The following is a 20487-nucleotide window of genomic DNA, read 5'->3' as shown; positions in this document are numbered from 1 at the left end:
GACCCGGCCGGGGCGGAGCCGCGATCCGGATCCGCCCCGGATCCGCCCCGGATCCGCGCCGGATCCCCGCCGGATCCCCGTGCCGGATCCTCGCCGCGGGGATCCAGCCCCGATCGGTCGTCGCGTTCTTCGGAGCTCACCGCTGTCTCGGACCGGATCACCCGCCGCAGCTCCGAAAAACGCGGGAGAACCGAAAGACCGGCGGGTGCCGACTGGCCGCCGCGATCTCAGTGAGCCGTCCCTCGAAAGCGGTACGCTGGAGTGTCTATCTGAGGAGGCCAGATGATCTACCCCGATCTCGAGATGCAGATCCCCGACGAGCTCGGCCGCGTGCACTTCGTCGGCATCGGAGGCTCGGGCATGAGCGGCATCGCGCGCATGATGCACCAGGCCGGCGTGCCGGTGACGGGATCCGATCGCAGCGCCAACTACTCGACGGAGGCGCTCGAGCAGCTCGGCATCGGGGTGAGCATCGGTCACGACGCCGCGAACGTCGGCGATGCCGACACTCTGGTGGTCACGGGGGCGCTCTGGCAGGACAACCCCGAGTACCAGCTCGCACTCTCGAGGGGGTTGCCGGTGCTGCACCGCTCGCAGGCCCTCGCCTGGCTCGCCCGCGGCAAGCGCGTGGTCTCGGTGGCGGGCGCTCACGGCAAGACCACCTCGACCGGCATGATCGTCACCGGCCTGCTGGGTCTCGGCGCCGACCCCTCCTTCGTGAACGGCGGCATCATCGAGTCGCTCGGCGTGAGCTCGGGCCCGGGCGCCGACGACCTCTTCGTGATCGAGGCCGACGAGAGCGACAAGTCGTTCCTGCTCTACGACACGGCCATCGCGCTCATCACGAACGTCGATCCCGAGCACCTCGACTTCTACGGCTCGCGCGAGGCGTTCATGCAGGCGTTCGTCGACTTCGCGCGAGGCGCCCGCGAGCAGATCGTGGTCTCGTCCGACGACCCGGGCGCGGCCGAGGTGCTCGCCGCGCTGCGGGAGGGAAGCGGAACGGCCCCGATCCGCACCTTCGGCGAGCACGCCGACGCCGACGTGCGCATCGTCTCGATCGACGCCTCGGGCCCCGTGCGCTTCGCCGTCGAGCTCGCGGGCGCCGACGGCGCGGTCGAGCGCCACGAGGCGCAGCTCTCGGTCTACGGCCGTCACAACGCGGTCAACGCCGTGGGCGCGCTCGCGGTGCTCACGGGGCTCGGTTTCGAGGCGGGCGCCGCGCTCGCCGCGATCGCCGGGTTCGGCGGCACGAAGCGCCGCTTCGAGTTCCACGCCGAGGTCGGCGGGGTGCGGGTCTACGACGACTACGCCCACCACCACACCGAGGTGTCGGCGCTGCTCGACTCGGCGCGCGCCGTGGTCGGCGAGGAGGGGCGGCTCATCGCGATCCACCAGCCCCACCTCTACAGCCGCACGAAGCTGTTCCACCGCGAGTTCGCCGAGGCGCTCGAGACGGGCGCCGACCACACCGTGGTGATCGCGGTCGACGGCGCGCGCGAGGACCCGGTGGAGGGCGTCACGGGCGCTCTCGTCGCCGACGACTTCGCCGATCAGAGCCGGGTCGCCTACCGCCCGGACTGGCAGGACGCCGCCGACTACCTCGCCGAGATCGCGCGCCCCGGCGACGTGATGGTGACGATGAGCTGCGGCACGGTCTACCGGATCATCCCGCAGGTGGTGGCCGCGCTGCGCGACCGCTTCGAGCCCGCGGGCGAGTAGGGGAGCGGTCGCGTGGCGAGGCGGGCTGATCGATGAAGCGACCGAGCGGGTTCGACCGCCTTCCCGAGCGGGGAGGGGAGCCCGAGCCGGGCGCGCCCGGACCCGAGTCCGAGCGCCCGGGCGCTGAGGCGCAGGAGCGTTCCTCGCTGCTGAGGCGTCGGCTGAGTCGCGCGGGCGGGCGGGCGGGATCGCCCACGATCGACCCGGTCCGGCAGGGTCGGGCGGGCGAGGATCGCGGCTCCGAGGATCCCGCCTCCGTCGATCCCTCCGCCCCGCCCGGCCCCGACGCAACCCGGAGCGCCGCCGGGGTCCCCGAGAGGGATCCGGCGCTGGCGCCCACGGTCGATCTGAGCGAGGTGCGCGAGGCGAGGGAGGTCGCCGAGGAAGCGCGGGCGAGCCCGGAGTTCAGGCCCGCGTCGGCGGACGCCGCCGAGCGGAGCGGCGTTCGGCTCGATGCCGATCCCGCTTCGGATTCCGCCTCGACCGAGGGTGATCCGGATCGCGGCGCTCTCGTGCGCGCCGGTCCCGCTGCGCGGTTCTCGCTCTCCCGCCTGCGCGCCGACCGGGACACCGACCCCGTGCGCGCGGCCGAGCGCCGCCTGCGCGATGCCGAGCGGCAGCATCGCGCCCAGTTGCGGTCGGAGCGGCGACGCTTCTCGGCCGACAGCCGACGCAAGCGCCGCAACTGGTTGATCGCGCTCGGAGCGGTCGCGGCGCTCGCGCTGTTCGTCGTCGCGGGGGCGTTCACCCCGATGATGGCGGTGCGCGAAATGCAGGTGGTCGGCGCGGTGAACGTGAACCAGGCCGAGGTCGAGCAGGCGCTGGCGCGCTTCGACGGCCGCCCGCTGGCACTCGTCGACGACGCGGAGGTGCACCGCGCGCTCGAGCCGTTCCCGATGATCCAGCACTACGCCGTCGAGCGCGTGCCGCCGCACACCCTCGTGGTGCGGATCGAGGAGCGCGTGCCGGTGATCTCGGTGCAGGGCGATGCGGGCTTCTCGGTCTACGACTCGGCGGGCGTGCTGCTGGCGTCGTCCGAGGCGCCGCCGGCCGGTGCGCCGGTGGCCGTCGGGGCCGTGACCGACTTCTCGTCGGACGCCTTCCGGTCGGCGGGGCACGCGCTGCGCGACATGCCGGCCGAGCTGCGAGCGCAGATCGTGTCGGTGACGGGGTCGAGCGCGCAGGACGTGACGTTCACGCTCTCGAGCGGCGTCGAGGTGCTGTGGGGCGATGCGGACCGCACGCGCTACAAGGCGGAGGTGCTCTCGCGGATGCTCGTGGCGCTCGCGGATCGCGGTGTCGCGCACATCGACGTGTCGTCGGCCGAGGCGCCCGTCTTCCGCTGATCGGATCGAATTGCTCGGATCCGCGCGGCGTGTCTGCGGCGCTCGGAGTGCGCTGGCCCATACCGTTGTGCGCAGGAAATGTATACGGCAATACTAACTTTTAACTTCAGCTAGAGGTTGAAGGTTGGAGGGGATCTACGTGTCAGGCAACCAGAACTACCTCGCGGTGATCAAGGTCGTCGGTGTCGGCGGCGGCGGCGTCAACGCCGTCAACCGCATGATCGAGCTCGGCCTGCGCGGCGTCGAGTTCATCGCCGTCAACACCGACGCCCAGGCGCTGCTGCTCAGCGACGCCGACGTCAAACTCGACATCGGGCGCGAGCTCACCCGCGGTCTCGGCGCCGGCGCCGATCCCGAGGTGGGCCGTCGCGCCGCCGAGGATCACGCCGAGGAGATCGAGGAGGCGCTCTCCGGCGCCGACATGGTCTTCGTCACCGCGGGCGAGGGCGGCGGCACCGGCACGGGTGCGGCCCCGGTCGTGGCGCGGATCGCCAAGTCGATCGGCGCCCTCACCATCGGCGTGGTCACCCGCCCCTTCAGCTTCGAGGGCAAGCGCCGCGCGGCCCAGGCCGACGCCGGCGTGCACACCCTGCGCGAGGCCGTCGACACCCTGATCGTCGTCCCCAACGACCGCCTGCTCGACATCAGCGAGCCCGGCATCAGTATGATCGAGGCCTTCGCCGCCGCCGACCAGGTGCTGCTCGCCGGCGTCTCCGGCATCACCGACCTCATCACCACCCCCGGCCTCATCAACCTCGACTTCGCCGACGTCAAATCGGTCATGCAGGGAGCCGGCGCGGCGCTCATGGGCATCGGATCCGCCCGAGGCGCCGACCGCGCGATCAAAGCCGCCGAGCTCGCCGTCGCCTCGCCGCTGCTCGAGGCCTCCGTCGAGGGCGCGCACGGCGTACTGCTGTCGATCCAGGGATCCTCGAACCTCGCCCTCAGCGAGATCTACGAGGCCTCGACGCTCGTGCAGGACGTCGTGCACCCCGAGGCGAACATCATCTTCGGCACCGTCATCGACGACACGCTCGGCGATGAGGTGCGCGTCACCGTGATCGCGGCGGGCTTCGACACCGAGCCCTCGCCGCAGGTGCAGTCCTCCGAGCAGCGAGGCCGCCGCGGCAGCCATGTCGAGAGCATCGACGACGTGCCCGCGCCGGTCGCCGGCACCGCCGCGGCCGTCGCGAACGGCGAGGCCACCGGCCTCGGCTTCAAGGGCTTCAACGCCGCGGGCGAGCGCGCCTCCGAGTCGCAGAACCCGCCCACCGGCCAGTTCGGCGAGGTGCTCTCGAACCCGCCCGTCGAGGCACAGCTGCCCGACCCCGCCTTCGACGGCGATGACGACGACCTCGACATCCCCGAGTTCCTGAGGTAGGCGGCGTGGGCGACGTCGACTTCGCGGAGTTTCCCGGGCTCGGCGAGCGGCTGGTCTCGGTGCGGCAGGGCATCGCCGACGCGTGCCGGTCCGCCGCCCGCGACCCCGAGGAGGTCACCCTCATCGTGGTGACCAAGTTCCACCCCGCCGCGCTCGTCGCCGCGCTCGCGCAGCTCGGCGTGCGAGACGTGGGGGAGAACCGCCACCAGGAGGCCCAGGCCAAGGCGGAGGAGCTCGCCGCGCTCGAACTCGACTGGCACTTCATCGGCCAGCTGCAGACCAAGAAGGCCAGGCAGGCCGCGCGCTATGCGAGCGCGATCCACTCGATCGACCGCGAGCGACTCGTCGACGCGCTCGCGACGGCCGAGGTCGACCGGCCCGTCGAGGCGTTCGTGCAGGTCAACCTCACCGACGACCCCGGCCGCGGCGGCGCCGCCCCCGACGAGATCGAGCGGATCGCCGAGCGCGTGCTCGAGACGCCAGCGCTGCGACTGCGCGGCGTGATGGCCGTCGCCCCGCTGCCCGAGGAAGAACCGCCCGCCTCGGCCTTCGCGCGACTGCGCGACTACTCCGAGCGGCTGCGACGGCTCGACCCCGAGGCGACCGCGATCTCCGCGGGCATGACCCACGACTACCCCGAGGCCGTCGCAGCCGGAGCGACACACCTGCGAATCGGCAGCGCAATCACCGGAAAACGCCCGGACCCCAGGTAGCCTCGAAGCACCGCACGCGTTGGGAGAGATGATGAGCAACCCACTGAAGAAGACCATGGTGTTCCTGGGCCTCGCCGAGGAGGACCTCGAGGAGCAGAACGCCGCGTCGCAGCAGCCCGCGGCTCCCCGCTCGACCGCGAAGGAGTCGTCCGCCCCGGCGGCCGCGAAGCCCGAGCCGGCCCGACCGGCGCCCCAGCGCGCCTCGGTCACCCCGCTGCGCCGGGTCACGCCCACCAAGCAGCCGGCGCAGCAGCCCATGAACGAGATCCTCACGGTGCACCCCACCGAGTACAAGGACGCGAAGGTCATCGCCGAGAACTTCCGCGAGGGGCTGCCGGTCATCATCAACCTGTCGCGCATGGACGAGGGCGACGCCAAGCGCCTCATCGACTTCACGAGCGGGCTCACCATGGGCCTGCACGGACGCATCGAGCGCGTCACGAGCAAGGTGTTCCTGCTCTCGCCCGAGCACATCGAGGTCGGCGGCGACGACTCGCGTCAGCAGGACAGCGGCTCGTTCTTCGTGGCACCCTCGGCGTAAGCGGTGGAGATCGTCTTCGCGATCGGAACCGTGCTGCGGGTAGCGCTCCGCATCTACATCTTCGTGCTCTGGGGACGCTTCGTGCTCGACTGGATCCTGGTGCTCAACCGCAACTTCCGCCCGCGCGGCGTCCTCGCGGTGCTGGTGGAGCTCGTCTACACCGTCACGGATCCGCCCATCAAGATGTTCCGCAAGCTGCTGCCCCCGATCCGCATCGGCCAGATCGCCCTCGACCTCGGCTGGATGCTCGCCCTCCTGTCGTGCTGGATCCTGCTCGCGATCATCCCCGGCTGGTAGCGAGGAGCCACTTCCTGCGCGAACCGGACATTATTTGCTAGCGTTGTTCCATGACCACGCGAGTGGTCCCGAACTGAAAGAGACGTAAACGATGGCCCTGACTCCTGAAGATGTCGTGAACCAGAAGTTCACGATCACCAAGTTCCGCGACGGATACGATCTCGATCAGGTCGACGACTTCCTCGACACGATCGTCGAGGAGTTGCGCCAGCACGAGCAGGAGAAGACCGAGCTGCGCGCGCAGATCGAGGAGCTCACCGCGAAGCTCGCCGAGTGCGAGGCCCGCAAGGGCGGCGACTCCGACGATTCTGGCGACGCCTCCGAGCAGACGATCGTGGTCGACGCGCCCAAGCCGGCCGCCCCGGCGCCGGTCGTCGAGGCCCAGGCCTCCGCCCCCGAGACCTCGGCGCACCCGCAGCCCGACGCCGTCAAGTCGAGCGCCATGCTGCAGCTCGCGCTCGAACTGCACGACAAGCATGTGCAGGAGGGCGAGAGCACGCGCGACCGCCTCATCAGCGAGGCTGAGCAGAAGCGCGACCAGATGATCGAGGACGCCGAGCGCACCGCGAAGCACCTCGTCGAGGAGGCGCAGAAGCAGCGCGCCGAAGAGCTGCGCGTGCTCGGCGAAGAGCGCGGCGATCTGCAGTTCAAGATCAAGGAGCTGCGCCAGTTCGAGTCCGAGTACCGCTCCACGCTGCGCTCCTACATCCAGTCGCAGCTGCGCGGCCTCGACGGTTCGCCCGAGCCCGCCGGCGCGCCCGACGGTCTGCAGTAGCAGGGAGCGTGAACGACGCTTCCGACGTGGCGGCCACCCCCGCCACCCCATCGTCATCGCGACGTCGACTGGTGCCCGTGCTCCTGCTCGGCGTCGCGATCGTCGTGTTCGCCGTCGATCAGCTCTCCAAGAATTGGGTCGTCGACCACCTGACCGAGGGCCGCACCGAGCCCGTGCTCGGCGAGTTCCTGCAGTGGCACTTCGTGCGCAACCCCGGGGCCGCGTTCTCGATGGCCACCGGCGCGACCTGGATCTTCACCCTGCTCGCCACCGTGGTGGTCGTGGTGATCCTCTGGCAGCTGCGCCGCCTGCGCTCGATCTCCTGGGGCGTCTTCCTCGGCCTGCTGCTCGGAGGAGTGCTCGGCAACCTCACCGACCGGCTCACGCGCGAACCCGGGTTCCCCGAGGGCCACGTCATCGACTTCATCCTCACGCCGTGGATGTGGCTCGGCTTCAACCCCGCCATCTACAACGTCGCCGACATCGCGATCGTGAGCGGCATGCTGCTGTTCGTGGCGATCAGCCTGCTCGGCCTGCCGATCGACGGCTCGCCCCGAGCGAAGCGCGCGGACGGCGCGGAGACCGATGACGCCGAGCCCGCCGGCGCCGATCCGACCCCGCTCGCAGACGATGCCGGAGCAGCCGATCCCGCACCCGCGGGCGAGGGATCCGTGGCTCCCGAGCGACGGGACGGGGGATCGACCGATCCCGACCCGACGCGGCCCGAGGAGGGGCGCAGCGATGGAGCAGCGTAGCCTCCCCGTGCCCGACGGGCTCGCGGGCGGGCGCGTCGACGCCGCCCTCGCGAAGCTGCTCGGCTTCTCGCGCAGCTTCGCCGCCGAGGTCGCCCAGAGCGGCGGTGTGACCCTCGACGGGCGCCCCCTCGGCAAATCGGACCGGCTCACGGCGGGAGGCTGGCTCGAAGTCTCGTGGCAGGAGAAGCGCGGCCCCGAGGTCGTGCCGGTGCACCTGCCCGAACTCGGCATCGTGCACGACGACGACGACATCGTGGTGATCGACAAGCCCGCCGGCGTGGCCGCGCACCCGTCACTCGGGTGGGAGGGCCCGACCGTGCTGGGAGCGCTCGCCGGCGCCGGCTACCGCGTCGCCACATCCGGTCCGCCCGAACGACAGGGCATCGTGCACCGCCTCGACGCCGGCACGAGCGGTCTCATGGTCGTCGCGAAGAGCGAGCGCGCCTACAGCGAGCTCAAGCGCGCCTTCAAGGAGCGCGAGGTGGACAAGATCTACCACGCGGTCGTGCAGGGGCATCCGGATCCCTTCTCGGGCACCATCGAGGGCCCCATCGGGCGCCACCCCGGTCACGAGTGGAAGTTCGCGGTCACGCGCGACGGCAAACCCTCGGTGACCCACTACGAGACGCTCGAGGCGTTCCCCTACGCGACGCTGCTCGAGATCGAGCTCGAGACCGGCCGCACGCACCAGATCCGCGTGCACATGTCGGCGCAGCGCCACCCGTGCGTCGGCGACGGCATGTACGGAGCAGACCCGACCCTCTCGGAGCGGCTCGGCCTGACCCGCCAGTGGCTGCACGCGATGCGACTCGGATTCCGGCACCCGGGCACGGGCGAACCCGTGCTGTTCGAGAGCCGCTACCCCGACGACCTCCAGCGCGCCCTCGACATCCTCGCGGCGTAGCCCCGGCGGCTCGTGGAGGCTGCGGCTGCGCGGCGCTCTCCTCGGCCGCGGTGCGGCAGGTGCCATCGTTGTGCGGCCGGGCCGTCAGCGGGCAACGCGAAGGCTCGCGTTGCCCCGTCCGGTCGCGTAGAGCTCGACGCCCTCGGAGATCGCCACCGCCGAGGCCGCCGACGGGTCGAGAGCGACGCGGACCGGAGCGCCGCTCAGCCCGCGCACCTCGGCGACGGTCGACAGATCCACGCGGTCGCCGTGAAAGCGCTGCAACAGATCGTCGGGCAGCACGAAGCGATAGCGGAGCGCGCCGGCGGCGTCACGGGCGGCGATCCGACCGGGGACCGCGATGCGCCGCGCGGAGCGCCGCCCGGAGAGCAACAGCGACACGCGCGGGGAGCCCGTGGACACCGCGTCGGCGAGGCGCCGGCTGAGCCCCCGGCCGAGATGCGCGCCCATGGCCGGCCGCAGCAGGCGGTGCAGCCGGTCCGCGGCGCGCAGCCGCCATGCCGGCGGCACGCCGTCGTCGATCAGCGAACCCCGTCGGGGGTCCTGCGGCTGCACCGAGACGGTGAGTTCGACGCCGTTCGCCATCCGGGCGACGGCGCCGACGCCCGACCGGTGATCCAGATCCTCCTCGGCCGAGATCAACCGGTCGAGGCCCGAGACGTCGCCCGCCAGGATGAGCTCGGCCTTCCGACGATCGGTCGGATTCGAGGCGCGCTCCACGAGCTCGACCGGAACGAGATCCTCGAGGAAGGCCCGGTGCAGCGCGACCCACCGGCGCTTGCGCTCGACGCCCATGCGCAGCCAGCGCTTCGGCGCGTAGAACCGCAGGCCCTTGCGCGTGAACAACTGCCACACGAGCCGCGCGCCGCGTTCCGGATCCTCGACGCCGTCGAGCAGGATCTGCGCGATGCGGCGGCAGGAGGCGACGTAGTTCTCCGGGTCGATGCTGCTGGACGAGATGTTGCGCCCGTCGTCGCGGAGCGCGATGAAGTAGAGGGGCTCGCGGCCGCAGAAGACGATCGTGCGGGCGAGGACGTAGGCGCGGGTGACGAAGATGCCGTCCTCGAGACGCACCTTCTCCTCGGGAAAGCGCAGGCCGTCGCGCTCGAGCGGCTCGCGCCGGAACAGTTTCTGCGGCGACAGGGTCTCCATGGCGCGCGCCAGACCGATCTCTCCCTGCGGGTACCGCTCGAAGAGGCTCTGCACGCCGCGACCGGCGACGCCCTTCATGCGCGGAATCACCACGTCGGCGCCGCGCTCGCGCGCCATCGCCGTCATCGCGCTCAGCGCATGCGGGGCGATGGTGTCGTCCGAGTCCATGAAGAACACGAACTCGCCGCGAGCCCGCTCCAGCCCGCGGTTGCGGGGAGCCCCGGGCCACCCGCTGTTCGGCTGGTGGATCACGACGAGACGATCCTCGGCCTCCGCGAAACGGTCGAGCTCCTCGCCGGATCCGTCGGTGGAGCCGTCGTCGACGACGATCACCTCGAAGCGCTCCAGATCCTGCGCCAGCACCGACTGCAGGGTCTCGGTGAGATAGGGCATGGAGTTGTACACCGGGATCACGACGCTCACCAGCGGGTCTGAAACGGTCACAGCGGATCTCCTTGCCAGCAGCGGCGGCCGGGGCGCGCCGTCGCTCGTCACTGTAGCGCGCACGACTCGCAGGTTGCTGGGGGGAGCGGGAGCCTTGACACCCCGCCCGGCTGCGGGCAGCACTGAGGGGCCGCTGAGGGCCGCGCGTTAGCATGAGGCGGATGAAGGGCGCGAACGACCGATCGGGGCGCATCCGCTATCTCGAGGGGTTGCGGGCCATCGCGATCGTGGCGGTGGTGGTGATCCACGCCGCGATCACGGAGTGGCATGAGCTGCCGCCGGGAAGCGCGCGCTGGGAGGCGCTGAACTGGATCAACAGCGTGCTGCGCTACTGCGTGCCGGTGTTCTTCATGATCTCGGGCGCGCTGTTCCTCGCACCGGAGCGCGAGCTGAGCCTGCGCACCCTGTGGCGCAGGAACATCCCGCGCCTGCTCGTCGCCTTCGCCTGCTGGTCGCTGTTCTTCGCCCTCGTCGAGGTGTACGGGCCGGGCGGCAGCCGCGACCTCGGCGAGCTGGCGCAGAGATTCTTCACCGGGCACTTCCACCTGTGGTTCCTGCTCGCGCTCACGGGGATGTACCTGGTGCTGCCGCTGCTACGGGCGATCGTGCGGGATCGGGCCACGGCGTGGTACTTCGTCGCCCTGGCCGGGCCGTTCGCGTTCGTGCTCCCGCTGCTCGAGCACCTGCCGGTGGTCGGCGAGGTGCTGAGCGAGGTGCTCGGCACGATGCGGGTGCAGCTGGTGCTCGGATACTCCGCCTACTTCGTGCTGGGCCACCTGCTGAGCCGGATCGAGCTGAGCCGGGGGCGGCTCCGGTGGATCGCGGCGACCGGGGCGCTCGGCGCGGCGAGCACCGGGTTGGGCACCTCGCTCGTCTCGCGCGCGGAGGGCGCCTCCGACGAGCTGTTCCTCGACTTCCTCACTCCCGGCGTCGCGCTCGCCTCGGTGGCCGTCTTCTGCCTCGCGAGGGCGTGCTGGCGAGACGAGCGCGGGCGCCTCCCGCCGATCGCCGCGGCGCTCGCCGCGAACTCCCTCGGCATCTACCTGGTGCACCCCTTCTTCCAGTGGGTCTACCGGCAGTTCGGCATCACCACCGAATTCGCGACGCCCCTGGTATCGGTGCCGCTGCTCGCCGTGCTCGTGCTGATCCCGAGCCTCGCCGTCTCGGTGCTGCTGCGGCGCATCCCCGGTGCCCGCCGCGTCATCGCGTAGACCCGCCGGCCGGACGAGGGACGGACGCGGTCCGGATCCCGACTCCGGTCGCAGCCGAGCCCGGACGGCCGCGCTCGCGATGTCGCAGGCCCGCGGTACTCTTGAGTGGTCGGCGAAAGGGGCTCATCCGGTGTCTGAGAAAGACGGTTTCGTACACCTGCACGTGCACAGCGAGTACTCGATGCTCGACGGCGCGGCGCGAGTCGGACCGCTCATGGAGGCCGCCGCAGCCCAGGGCATGCCCGCGATCGCGGTCACCGACCACGGCAACACCTTCGGCGCCTTCGACTTCTGGAAGCAGGCGAAGGATCGCGGGCTCAACCCGATCATCGGCATCGAGGCGTACCTCACGCCCGGCACCCACCGCTCGGATCGCACCCGTGTGCGGTGGGGCGATGGCGCTGGCGACGACGTCTCGGGCGCCGGCGCGTACACGCACATGACGATGCTCTCCGAGACGACCGAGGGCATGCACAACCTGTTCCGGCTGTCGTCGCTCTCGTCGATGGAGGGCTACTACTTCAAGCCCCGCATGGACCGCGAGCTGCTGCAGACCTACGGCAAGGGGCTCATCACCACGACGGGATGCCCGTCGGGCGAGATCCAGACCCGTCTGCGCCTCGGTCAGTACGACGAGGCGATCAAGGCGGCCGCCGAGTTCCAGGACATCTTCGGCAAGGAGAACTTCTTCTGCGAGCTGATGGACCACGGCCTCGACATCGAGCGCCAGGTGCAGTCCGACCTCATCAAGATCGCGCGCGACCTGAGCATCCCGCTCGTCGCCACGAACGACCTGCACTACGTGCACGAGGCAGACGCCGAAGCGCACTCGGCGCTGCTCTGCGTGCAGTCGGGATCGCGGCTCGACGATCCCAACCGCTTCCAGTTCAACGGCTCGGGCTACTACCTGAAGAGCGCCGCGGAGATGCGGCACATCTTCCGCGACTTCCCCGAGGCCTGCGACAACACGCTGCTCATCGCTGAACGATGCAACGTCGAGTTCAACACGTCCGCCAACTACATGCCCCGCTACCCCGTGCCCGACGGTGAGACCGAGGACAGCTGGTTCGTGAAAGAGGTCGAGCGCGGCCTCCACTACCGCTACCCGGAGGGCATCCCCGACGAGGTGCGCAAGCAGGCCGAGTACGAGATCGGCGTGATCACCCAGATGGGGTTCCCCGGCTACTTCCTCGTGGTCGCCGACTTCATCAACTGGTCGAAGGACAACGGCATCCGGGTAGGTCCGGGCCGCGGTTCGGGCGCGGGCTCGATGGTGGCGTACGCGATGAGGATCACGGATCTCGACCCGCTGCAGCACGGCCTCATCTTCGAGCGCTTCCTCAACCCCGACCGCGTCTCGATGCCCGACTTCGACGTCGACTTCGACGATCGCCGTCGCGGCGAGGTCATCAAGTACGTGACCGAGAAGTACGGCGACGAGCGCGTGGCGCAGATCGTCACCTACGGCACGATCAAGTCGAAGCAGGCGCTCAAGGACGCCTCGCGCGTGCTCGGCTTCCCGTTCGGCATGGGCGAGAAGCTCACGAAGGCCATGCCGCCCGCCGTCATGGCGAAGGACATCCCGCTGTCGGGCATCACCGATCCCGAGCACCCCCGCTACAAGGAGGCCGCCGAGTTCCGCACGGTGCTGCAGGAGGATCCCGACGCGAAGAAGGTCTACGAGACCGCGCTCGGGCTCGAGGGTCTGAAGCGCCAGTGGGGTGTGCACGCCGCCGGCGTCATCATGTCGAGCGATCCGCTCATCGACATCATCCCGCTGCAGAAGCGCGAGCAGGACGGCCAGATCGTCACGCAGTTCGACTACCCGACCTGCGAGGGCCTCGGCCTCATCAAGATGGACTTCCTGGGGCTCCGAAACCTCACGATCATCTCGGACGCCCTCGAGAACATCAGGCTCAACCGCGACGAGGATCTCGACCTCGAGCGGCTCGAACTCGACGATGCCGACTCCTACGAACTGCTGGCACGCGGCGACACGCTGGGCGTGTTCCAGCTCGACGGCGGCCCCATGCGCGGCCTGCTGCGCCTCATGAAGCCCGACAACTTCGAGGACATCTCGGCCGTGCTCGCCCTGTACCGGCCAGGCCCCATGGGCGCCGACTCGCACACGAACTACGCGCTGCGCAAGAACGGCCTGCAGAAGATCACGCCGATCCACCCCGAGCTCGAGGAACCGCTGAAGGACATCCTCGACACCACCTACGGCCTCATCATCTATCAGGAGCAGGTGATGTCGATCGCCCAGCGGGTGGCCGGCTTCTCGCTCGGCCAGGCCGACATTCTGCGCCGCGCCATGGGCAAGAAGAAGAAGTCCGAGCTCGACAAGCAGTACGAGGGCTTCTCCGGCGGCATGAAGGAGCGCGGCTTCTCGGACGCCGCGGTCAAGGCGCTCTGGGACATCCTGCTGCCGTTCTCGGACTACGCGTTCAACAAGGCGCACTCGGCGGCGTACGGCGTGGTGAGCTACTGGACGGCATACCTCAAAGCCCACTACCCGGCCGAGTACATGGCGGCGCTGCTCACGAGCGTGGGCGACTCCAAGGACAAGCTCGCCGTCTACCTCAACGAGTGCCGCCGCATGGGCATCAAGGTGCTGCCTCCCGCCGTGAACGAGTCGTTCGCGAACTTCTCGGCGGTGGGCGACGACATCCGCTTCGGCCTGGGCGCGATCCGCAACGTCGGCACGCACGTGGTCGAGGGGATCCGCGAAGCCCGCGAGCAGAAGGGGCGCTTCGAGAGCTTCCACGACTTCCTGAAGAAGGTGCCGCTCTCGGTGCTGAACAAGCGCACCGTGGAGTCGCTCATCAAGGCGGGCGCGTTCGACGGGCTCGGCGGCACGCGCCGCGCGCTCGTCGAGATCCACGAGCAGTCGATCGAGAGCGCGGTGAAGGAGAAGCGCGACGCCGAGAACGGCAACATCGGCTTCGACTTCGACAGCCTCTTCGCCGAAGCCGCCGAGGCGACGGGCGACTCGGCCGAGGCGGTGTCGCAGGTGCCCGATCGTCCCGAGTGGACGAAGAAGGACAAACTCTCGTTCGAGCGCGAGATGCTCGGCCTCTACGTCTCGGACCACCCGCTGCGCGGGCTCGACGTCCCCCTCGCCAAGGAGGCGAGCGTGACGGTGCAGCAGGTCACGAACCCCGAGAACAGCTCGAGCTTCGACGGCGAGATCGTGACCGTCGCGGGCCTGCTCACGAGCGTGCAGCACCGCACCGCGAAATCGGGCAATCTCTACGGCATGGTGACGATCGAGGACTTCACGGGCGAGGTGCAGGCGCTCTTCATGGGCAAGTCGTACCAGGAGTTCGGCAGCCTCCTGCAGCCCGACAGCATCGTGGCGCTGCGCGGCAAGCTGAACGCCCGCGACGACGGCATGTCGATGCACGCCTACGGGGTGAAGCCGATCGATGCGGGGGTGCAGGAGGACGCGACGGCGCTCGCGCTCACGCTCTCGGAGTCGCGCGCGACCGAGCCCCTGATGGAGGAGCTCAAGTCGACGCTGCGCCGTCACCCCGGCGAGAGCGAGGTGCGGCTGAGTCTGATCACGCCGCACGCGGTGCGCATCTTCGAGCTGCGCGAGCAGGTGAGGATCACCTCCGACCTGTTCGGGGAACTGAAGGGCCTGCTCGGCCCGCGCTGCCTGCTGCCGGTCGAGGAACTGGTCTCGTAGCGGGGCCCGCCGTGCTCACGGGGGCTTCGGGTCGCGTCGGGGCGGTGCGGTTCTTCTCGGGGCGGTTCGGTTCTCGTCGCAGCAGCACCGATTCGATGGACGCACCCCGCTGTAACACGCGCGGAGTATGGTGGGGGTCATGAGCGAGATGCAGCAGCAGATCATTCGCGAGCTCGGGTCGGTCGCCGAGATCGACCCCGCAGCCGAGGTGGAGCGCCGGGTGGCGTTCCTCGTCGAGTACGCGCGCTCGGTGCCCGGATCTCGCGGCTTCGTGCTCGGGATCTCGGGAGGTCAGGATTCCTCGCTGGCCGGAAGACTGGCACAGCTGGCGGTGGAGCGACTGCGAGCCGAGGGGCGGGACGCGGAGTTCATCGCGGTGCGCCTGCCTTACGGTGTGCAGCACGACGAGGACGACGCGCGGCTCGCGCTGCAGTTCGTCCGCCCCGATCGCGCCGTCACCGTCGATATCGCGGCGGGCGTCGACGGGCTGACGGCTGCGGTCTCGGCGGGCACCGGGGAACCGGTGAGCGACTTCAACAAGGGCAATGTGAAGGCCCGCATGCGCATGGTCGCGCAGTACGCGATCGCGGGCGACCGCGGGCTGCTCGTGATCGGCACGGACCACGCGGCCGAGGCCATCACCGGCTTCTTCACGAAGTTCGGCGACGGCGCGGCCGACGTGCTGCCGCTCTCGGGGCTCACCAAGGGGCAGGGCGCGGCGCTGCTGCAGCAGCTCGAGGCCCCGGACCGGCTCTGGAAAAAGGTCCCTACCGCCGATCTGCTCGACGGGGAACCCGGCCAGTCGGACGAGTCGAGCCTCGGCGTGAGTTACTCCGAGATCGACGCCTACCTGCGCGGCGAGGAGGTCTCGTCGGCGACGGCCGAGAACCTCGAGCGCCGCTACCGCAGCACCGAGCACAAGCGCCGTCTGCCGGTCGCCCCGCGGGACGGCTGGTGGAGCGGCGCCGAGAGGAGCGCAGAGCGATGACCACCACCACGTTCGTACTGGCGGGAGGCTGCTTCTGGTGCCTCGACGCGGCCTATCGGGCGCTGAAGGGCGTGACCGAGGTGGTGTCGTGCTACACGGGCGGCTCCGCCCCGCACCCGAGTTACGAGCAGGTCTGCACCGGCACCACCGGCCACGCCGAGGCCGTTGCGGTCACCTTCGACGAGAGTGCGATTCCCGCCCAGGTGATCCTCGACGCCTTCTTCACCATGCACGATCCCACCCAGCTGAATCGACAGGGCGCCGACGTCGGCACGCAGTACCGCTCGGCGATGTTCCCGGCCGACGACGAGCAGCGGAAGCTCTTCGAGGAGGCGCGTCGCCGTGCTTCGGAGATCTGGCCCGGTGAGGTCGTCACCACGATCGAGCCGCTCGGCGAGGTCTACCCGGCCGAGGAGCACCACCAGGACTTCTTCGCGAAGAACCCCACGCAGGGGTACTGCCTCGCGGTCGCGGTGCCCAAGGTCAACAAGGTGCGCGCGGCCTTCTCCGAGTACCTGCGCTGACCCGGGCGGGCCGGCGCCGGCAGCGCCGGCGTACGCTGTCGGTATCCGATCGCGCCGGTGCGCACCGGCGGGGAGGCGGGGAGCCGGCGCGATCCACCGCGATCCACCGCGCTTCTCCACCTCGGTTCGCACGGTTCGCGCTCCCTCCCACCCTCCCGCTCCGCTCCATGCGGCGCTCGCCACGATGCGGGTGCCGCTCGCCGGGGCGCCTTCGTCTTCGCCTGTCTCGCCGGGCTGCGCGATGCTCACGCGGCGGCAGGCAGGAAGCCGTCCTCTCCGAGCAGTTCGGACGGCGCCTCCGCCTCGGTCGACGCCGGTCCGTTCTCGCCGCTCGTGCTCTCGGCGGCGCCCGCACGTGAGGCGTCGGGGCTCCGCGCGAGGTCGGCGCTTCCGACGACCGCCCCCGGCTCGTCCGGGGCCGCGGGGTGCTCGGCGCCGGAGCGGATCTGCTTCTCGAAGCGTGACACGCCCCACCGCAGATCGTGGCCCAGCGCATCGGCCTCGATCTCGACCGCGGTGCCGGTCTTCCCGTCGTTGCTCCACTGCCGGATGCGCAGACGACCGCTGATGATGACCCGGTCGCCCTTCGAGAACGAGCGATCGGCGTGCTCGGCGAGCGTGCGGAACGCATTGACGGTGAACCAGTTGGTGTCGCCGTCGACCCACTGGTTCTTCTCTCGGTCGTAGCGGCGCTCGTTGCTCGCGACGCGGAAGGTGCAGAAGGCGACCTTCGCGACGGACTTCATGAGACGGGGCGCGGTCGCGATGGTGCCGACGACGCTGACGGGTGTGGACATGATGACTCCGTTCGTTGGCTCCGGGGTGCGGAGGGTTGAGGCGAGCGGGCGGATCGGGCCGTGCGGGGTTCCGATCCGCCCCCTCATCTCCCAGCCTGAGGCACCGCCGGAGCGTCTCACCAGTGGATGCCGCGATCTGTGGACAAGGCGGCCGGAGGCGCTGAATACCGAAGGATGTGAGCGGAGTGCGGGGCGATTCCGAGCCGTGCGGTGAACCGGCCGTGCCACGCGCCGAGGCGGGTCCGGCCGCGCCCGGCCGAACCGTCGCCCCGCGCTTCCGCAGACGCCCTCCGCATAGACTGATCGGGTGCGTTCCCCTCTGCATTCCCTCCGTCGCCCCGGCGCCGCGTTCGGCGCGCTCGCCCTGACCGCGGCCCTGCTCGCCGGATGCTCGCTGCTCGAGGGGCCGACACCCGAGGCGCCGGAGCGCACGGAGCCCGCCGTGCCCGAGACGGCGCCCGAGTTCTTCCCCGAGGGCAGCGCCGCCGACAACCTGCCGTACTTCACCGAGGTGCTGCGCGCGTTCGCGGCAGGCGAGCAGCCGGTCCAGGGCGCCCCCGTCGTCGACGCCGTCGCGGCGGCCGGCTTCGACAAGACCGCCATGCAGGTGAGCTTCGACGAGTCGCAGACGGGGCTCGCCGCCGACAGCATCTTCGTGTCGGTGCGCATCGGCGCCGACTGCCTCATCGGGCAGGTGGTCGCCGAGGATCGCGGATTCGCCGCCGAGGCGAAGCCCGCCCTCGGGCCGGCGCAGGACATCTGCCTGATCGGCAGCACCCGCGTGATCGACTGGTGAGTCGCCCGGATCGCGGGTAAGCCCTCGGGCCCTCTCCGAGCGGCTGCGCCGACGAACGCCCGAGCACGAGCTCGGCGAGCCGCCCGCATGTCAGGGGCTGCGGGTAGAGTAGTGGCGATCCGTTTCATCCTCAGGACGCAAGGAGTTCGGGGCGCCGTCGCGCCCGAGAAAGCATATGGCTGAGTACATTTACCAGATGGTCCGCGCGCGCAAGGCGCACGGCGACAAGGTGATCCTCGACGACGTGACCATGGCGTTCCTGCCTGGCGCGAAGATCGGCGTGGTGGGCCCGAACGGCGCCGGCAAGTCCACGATCCTCAAGATCATGGCGGGGCTCGACACCCCCTCGAACGGCGAGGCCATCCTCACCCCCGGCTACTCCGTCGGCATCCTCATGCAGGAGCCCGAGCTCGACGAAGACAAGACCGTGCTCGAGAACGTGCAGCAGGGCGTCGCCGAGATCAAGGGCAAGCTCGACCGCTTCAACGAGATCTCGGCCGAGATGGCCGACCCCGACGCCGACTACGACAAGCTGCTGCCCGAAATGGGTGAGCTGCAGGAGGCCATCGACGCGGTCGACGGCTGGGACCTCGACAACCAGCTCGAGCAGGCGATGGACGCGCTGCGCTGCCCGCCCTCCGACGCGATCGTCAAGAACCTCTCGGGCGGCGAGAAGCGCCGCGTGGCGCTCTGCAAGCTGCTGCTCGAGAAGCCCGATCTGCTGCTGCTCGACGAGCCCACCAACCACCTCGACGCCGAGAGCGTGCTCTGGCTCGAGCAGCACCTCGCGAAGTACCCGGGCGCGGTCATGGCCGTCACCCACGATCGGTACTTCCTCGACCACGTCGCCACCTGGATCTGCGAGGTCGACCGCGGCCGCCTCTACCCGTACGAGGGCAACTACTCGACGTATCTCGAGCAGAAGGCCGCACGCCTCGAGGTGCAGGGCAAGAAGGATCAGAAGCTCCAGAAGCGCCTCAAAGAGGAGCTCGAGTGGGTGCGGTCGAACGCGAAGGGCCGCCAGGCCAAGTCGAAGGCGCGCCTCGCCCGCTACGAGGAGATGGCCGCCGAGGCCGAGCGCACGCGCAAGCTCGACTTCGAGGAGATCCAGATCCCGGCCGGCCCGCGCCTCGGCAATCTGGTGCTCGAGGCGAAGAACCTCAACAAGGGTTTCGAGGGCCGCACGCTCATCGACGGCCTGAGCTTCTCGCTGCCGCGCAACGGCATCGTCGGCATCATCGGCCCGAACGGCGTCGGCAAGACCACCCTCTTCAAGACGATCGTCGGCATCGAGCCGCTCGACGGCGGCGAGCTGAAGATCGGCGAGACCGTCGAACTCAGCTACGTCGACCAGACCCGCGGCGGCATCGATCCCAAGAAGACAGTGTGGGAGGTCGTCTCGGACGGGCTCGACTACATCCAGGTCGGCAAGACCGAGATCCCGTCGCGCGCCTACGTCTCGACCTTCGGCTTCAAGGGTCCCGACCAGCAGAAGCCCGCGGGCGTGCTCTCGGGCGGTGAGCACAACCGACTGAACCTCGCGCTCACGCTCAAGCAGGGCGGCAACGTGCTGCTGCTCGACGAGCCGACGAACGACCTCGACGTCGAGACCCTGACGAGCCTCGAGAACGCGCTGCTCGAGTTCCCCGGCTGCGCGGTGGTCATCACGCACGACCGGTGGTTCCTCGACCGCATCGCCACGCACATCCTCGCCTACGAGGGCACCGAGGAGAACCCGGCGAACTGGTACTGGTTCGAGGGCAACTTCGAGGCCTACGAGGCCAACAAGATCGAGCGCCTGGGCGCCGACGCGGCGAAGCCGTCGCGCGTCACCTATCGCAAGCTGACCCGCGACTAGCATTCGGCTCGAGAGGCGGGTTTCTCGCGCCCGATCCCCGGATCGGGTGCGAAACCCGCCTCTCGACGTATGGAGAGGAGAACCGCGTGGCACGCGTGCACGTCGATCTCGAACTGCGCTGGGGCGACCAGGACGCCTACGGCCACGTCAACAACGTCGCCTACGCGCGATACCTGGAGGAGGCGCGCGTGCGCGTCTTCTTCACCGGCTCGGCTCGTGAGCAGACCGGCATGGAGGGCTACTTCCGCGGGGACCGTCCCGACGGTCCGAAGATGCTGGTCGCGAACCAGCAGATCGAGTTCCTCGGCGTGCTCGAGTACGCGCCGCGCCCGCTCGGCATCGAGCTGTGGGTCGGCAAGCTCGGCGGATCGAGCCTCGAACTCCACTACGAGGTGTTCGACGGCTCGGCCGAGGAGCGCAGGGTCGTGGCCCGGGCCATCACCACGGTCGTGATCGTCGACGGCGCCACGATGCGGCCCATGCGGCTGTCTGAGGAGGGGCGCGCGGCGGTCGAGCCGTGGACCGACGACCCGCTGCAGCTGCGCCGAGGCTGATCGGAGCGGCCCGCCGGGTGGTTCCGCCAGGTCCGCGG

The 20487-nt window shown here is 70.1% G+C and carries 18 protein-coding genes; 16 read left to right on the top strand and 2 right to left on the bottom strand.

Annotation, left to right across the window (positions count from 1 at the left end):
- Positions 1 to 282: 282 nt before the first annotated feature.
- The 9 genes from murC (at position 283) to Leucomu_RS09015 (ending at position 8434) form a co-directional block, all read left to right on the top strand.
- Positions 283 to 1722 carry a UDP-N-acetylmuramate--L-alanine ligase gene (gene murC, locus Leucomu_RS09055; RefSeq protein ID WP_128387010.1) on the top strand — a complete coding sequence of 480 codons (1440 nt, stop codon included), beginning with the start codon at positions 283 to 285 and terminating at the stop codon, positions 1720 to 1722.
- 32 nt (positions 1723 to 1754) lie between these two features.
- On the top strand, positions 1755 to 3068 hold the full coding sequence (locus tag Leucomu_RS09050) for an FtsQ-type POTRA domain-containing protein (RefSeq protein WP_128387009.1): 1314 nt from the start codon (positions 1755 to 1757) through the stop codon (positions 3066 to 3068).
- A gap of 139 nt (positions 3069 to 3207) precedes the next feature.
- Entirely contained in the window at positions 3208 to 4449 is a 1242-nt protein-coding gene (gene ftsZ, locus Leucomu_RS09045) for a cell division protein FtsZ (RefSeq protein ID WP_128387008.1), read from the top strand.
- Between the two features lie 5 nt (positions 4450 to 4454).
- Positions 4455 to 5162 carry a YggS family pyridoxal phosphate-dependent enzyme gene (locus Leucomu_RS09040; protein ID WP_128387007.1) on the top strand — a complete coding sequence of 236 codons (708 nt, stop codon included), beginning with the start codon at positions 4455 to 4457 and terminating at the stop codon, positions 5160 to 5162.
- A gap of 31 nt (positions 5163 to 5193) precedes the next feature.
- Positions 5194 to 5703, top strand: coding sequence for a cell division protein SepF (locus Leucomu_RS09035; RefSeq protein WP_041205663.1), 510 nt, complete (start codon positions 5194 to 5196; stop codon positions 5701 to 5703).
- Between the two features lie 3 nt (positions 5704 to 5706).
- A complete protein-coding gene (locus Leucomu_RS09030) occupies positions 5707 to 6000 on the top strand; it encodes a YggT family protein (protein WP_017884518.1) in 294 nt (97 codons plus the stop codon).
- Positions 6001 to 6091: 91 nt separating this feature from the next.
- Positions 6092 to 6775: a DivIVA domain-containing protein gene (locus Leucomu_RS09025; protein ID WP_031290131.1), complete on the top strand. Its 684-nt coding sequence runs from the start codon at positions 6092 to 6094 to the stop codon at positions 6773 to 6775.
- Between the two features lie 8 nt (positions 6776 to 6783).
- A complete protein-coding gene (gene lspA / locus Leucomu_RS09020) occupies positions 6784 to 7530 on the top strand; it encodes a signal peptidase II (protein WP_228407046.1) in 747 nt (248 codons plus the stop codon).
- A complete protein-coding gene (locus tag Leucomu_RS09015) occupies positions 7517 to 8434 on the top strand; it encodes an RluA family pseudouridine synthase (RefSeq protein ID WP_128387006.1) in 918 nt (305 codons plus the stop codon). Before lspA ends, Leucomu_RS09015 begins: the two co-directional genes overlap by 14 nt.
- A gap of 84 nt (positions 8435 to 8518) precedes the next feature.
- Here Leucomu_RS09015 and Leucomu_RS09010 read toward each other — a convergent pair whose 3' ends face one another.
- Positions 8519 to 10030 carry a glycosyltransferase family 2 protein gene (locus tag Leucomu_RS09010; protein ID WP_128387005.1) on the bottom strand — a complete coding sequence of 504 codons (1512 nt, stop codon included), beginning with the start codon at positions 10028 to 10030 and terminating at the stop codon, positions 8519 to 8521.
- Positions 10031 to 10191: 161 nt separating this feature from the next.
- On the opposite strand from Leucomu_RS09010, the gene Leucomu_RS09005 reads away from it, so the two are divergent.
- The 4 genes from Leucomu_RS09005 to msrA all read left to right on the top strand — a co-directional run bounded on the left by Leucomu_RS09005 (position 10192) and on the right by msrA (position 16444).
- Positions 10192 to 11241, top strand: a complete 1050-nt coding sequence (locus Leucomu_RS09005; RefSeq protein WP_128387004.1) for an acyltransferase — start codon at positions 10192 to 10194, stop codon at positions 11239 to 11241.
- A gap of 181 nt (positions 11242 to 11422) precedes the next feature.
- Positions 11423 to 14932 (top strand): DNA polymerase III subunit alpha, encoded by a 3510-nt coding sequence (gene dnaE / locus Leucomu_RS09000; RefSeq protein WP_267128480.1) that lies wholly within the window; start codon positions 11423 to 11425, stop codon positions 14930 to 14932.
- Positions 14933 to 15071: 139 nt separating this feature from the next.
- A complete protein-coding gene (gene nadE, locus Leucomu_RS08995) occupies positions 15072 to 15920 on the top strand; it encodes an ammonia-dependent NAD(+) synthetase (protein WP_031290132.1) in 849 nt (282 codons plus the stop codon).
- Complete coding sequence (gene msrA / locus Leucomu_RS08990; protein WP_128387002.1) at positions 15917 to 16444, top strand: peptide-methionine (S)-S-oxide reductase MsrA; 528 nt, start codon at positions 15917 to 15919, stop codon at positions 16442 to 16444. The genes nadE and msrA overlap by 4 nt, the downstream gene beginning before the upstream one ends.
- Positions 16445 to 16689: 245 nt before the next feature.
- On the opposite strand, the gene Leucomu_RS08985 is transcribed toward msrA, so the two are convergent.
- Positions 16690 to 17241, bottom strand: a complete 552-nt coding sequence (locus Leucomu_RS08985) for a single-stranded DNA-binding protein (protein ID WP_128387001.1) — start codon at positions 17239 to 17241, stop codon at positions 16690 to 16692.
- Positions 17242 to 17548: 307 nt separating this feature from the next.
- Between Leucomu_RS08985 and Leucomu_RS08980 the strand changes: the two genes are divergently transcribed.
- From Leucomu_RS08980 to Leucomu_RS08970, 3 genes are all read left to right on the top strand, one after another.
- On the top strand, positions 17549 to 18037 hold the full coding sequence (locus tag Leucomu_RS08980) for a DUF6993 domain-containing protein (protein WP_128387000.1): 489 nt from the start codon (positions 17549 to 17551) through the stop codon (positions 18035 to 18037).
- Positions 18038 to 18212: 175 nt separating this feature from the next.
- Positions 18213 to 19895, top strand: a complete 1683-nt coding sequence (gene ettA / locus Leucomu_RS08975; protein ID WP_128386999.1) for an energy-dependent translational throttle protein EttA — start codon at positions 18213 to 18215, stop codon at positions 19893 to 19895.
- An 86-nt stretch (positions 19896 to 19981) separates the two neighbouring features.
- Positions 19982 to 20449, top strand: a complete 468-nt coding sequence (locus tag Leucomu_RS08970; RefSeq protein WP_017884531.1) for an acyl-CoA thioesterase — start codon at positions 19982 to 19984, stop codon at positions 20447 to 20449.
- The last annotated feature ends 38 nt before the right edge of the window (positions 20450 to 20487 follow it).

It is taken from the genome of Leucobacter muris (genome assembly GCF_004028235.1).
Classification (GTDB): Bacteria; Actinomycetota; Actinomycetes; order Actinomycetales; family Microbacteriaceae; genus Leucobacter; species Leucobacter muris.
Note: the sequence above shows the minus strand (reverse complement) of the source record. Positions and strands in the feature narration are given on the sequence as shown.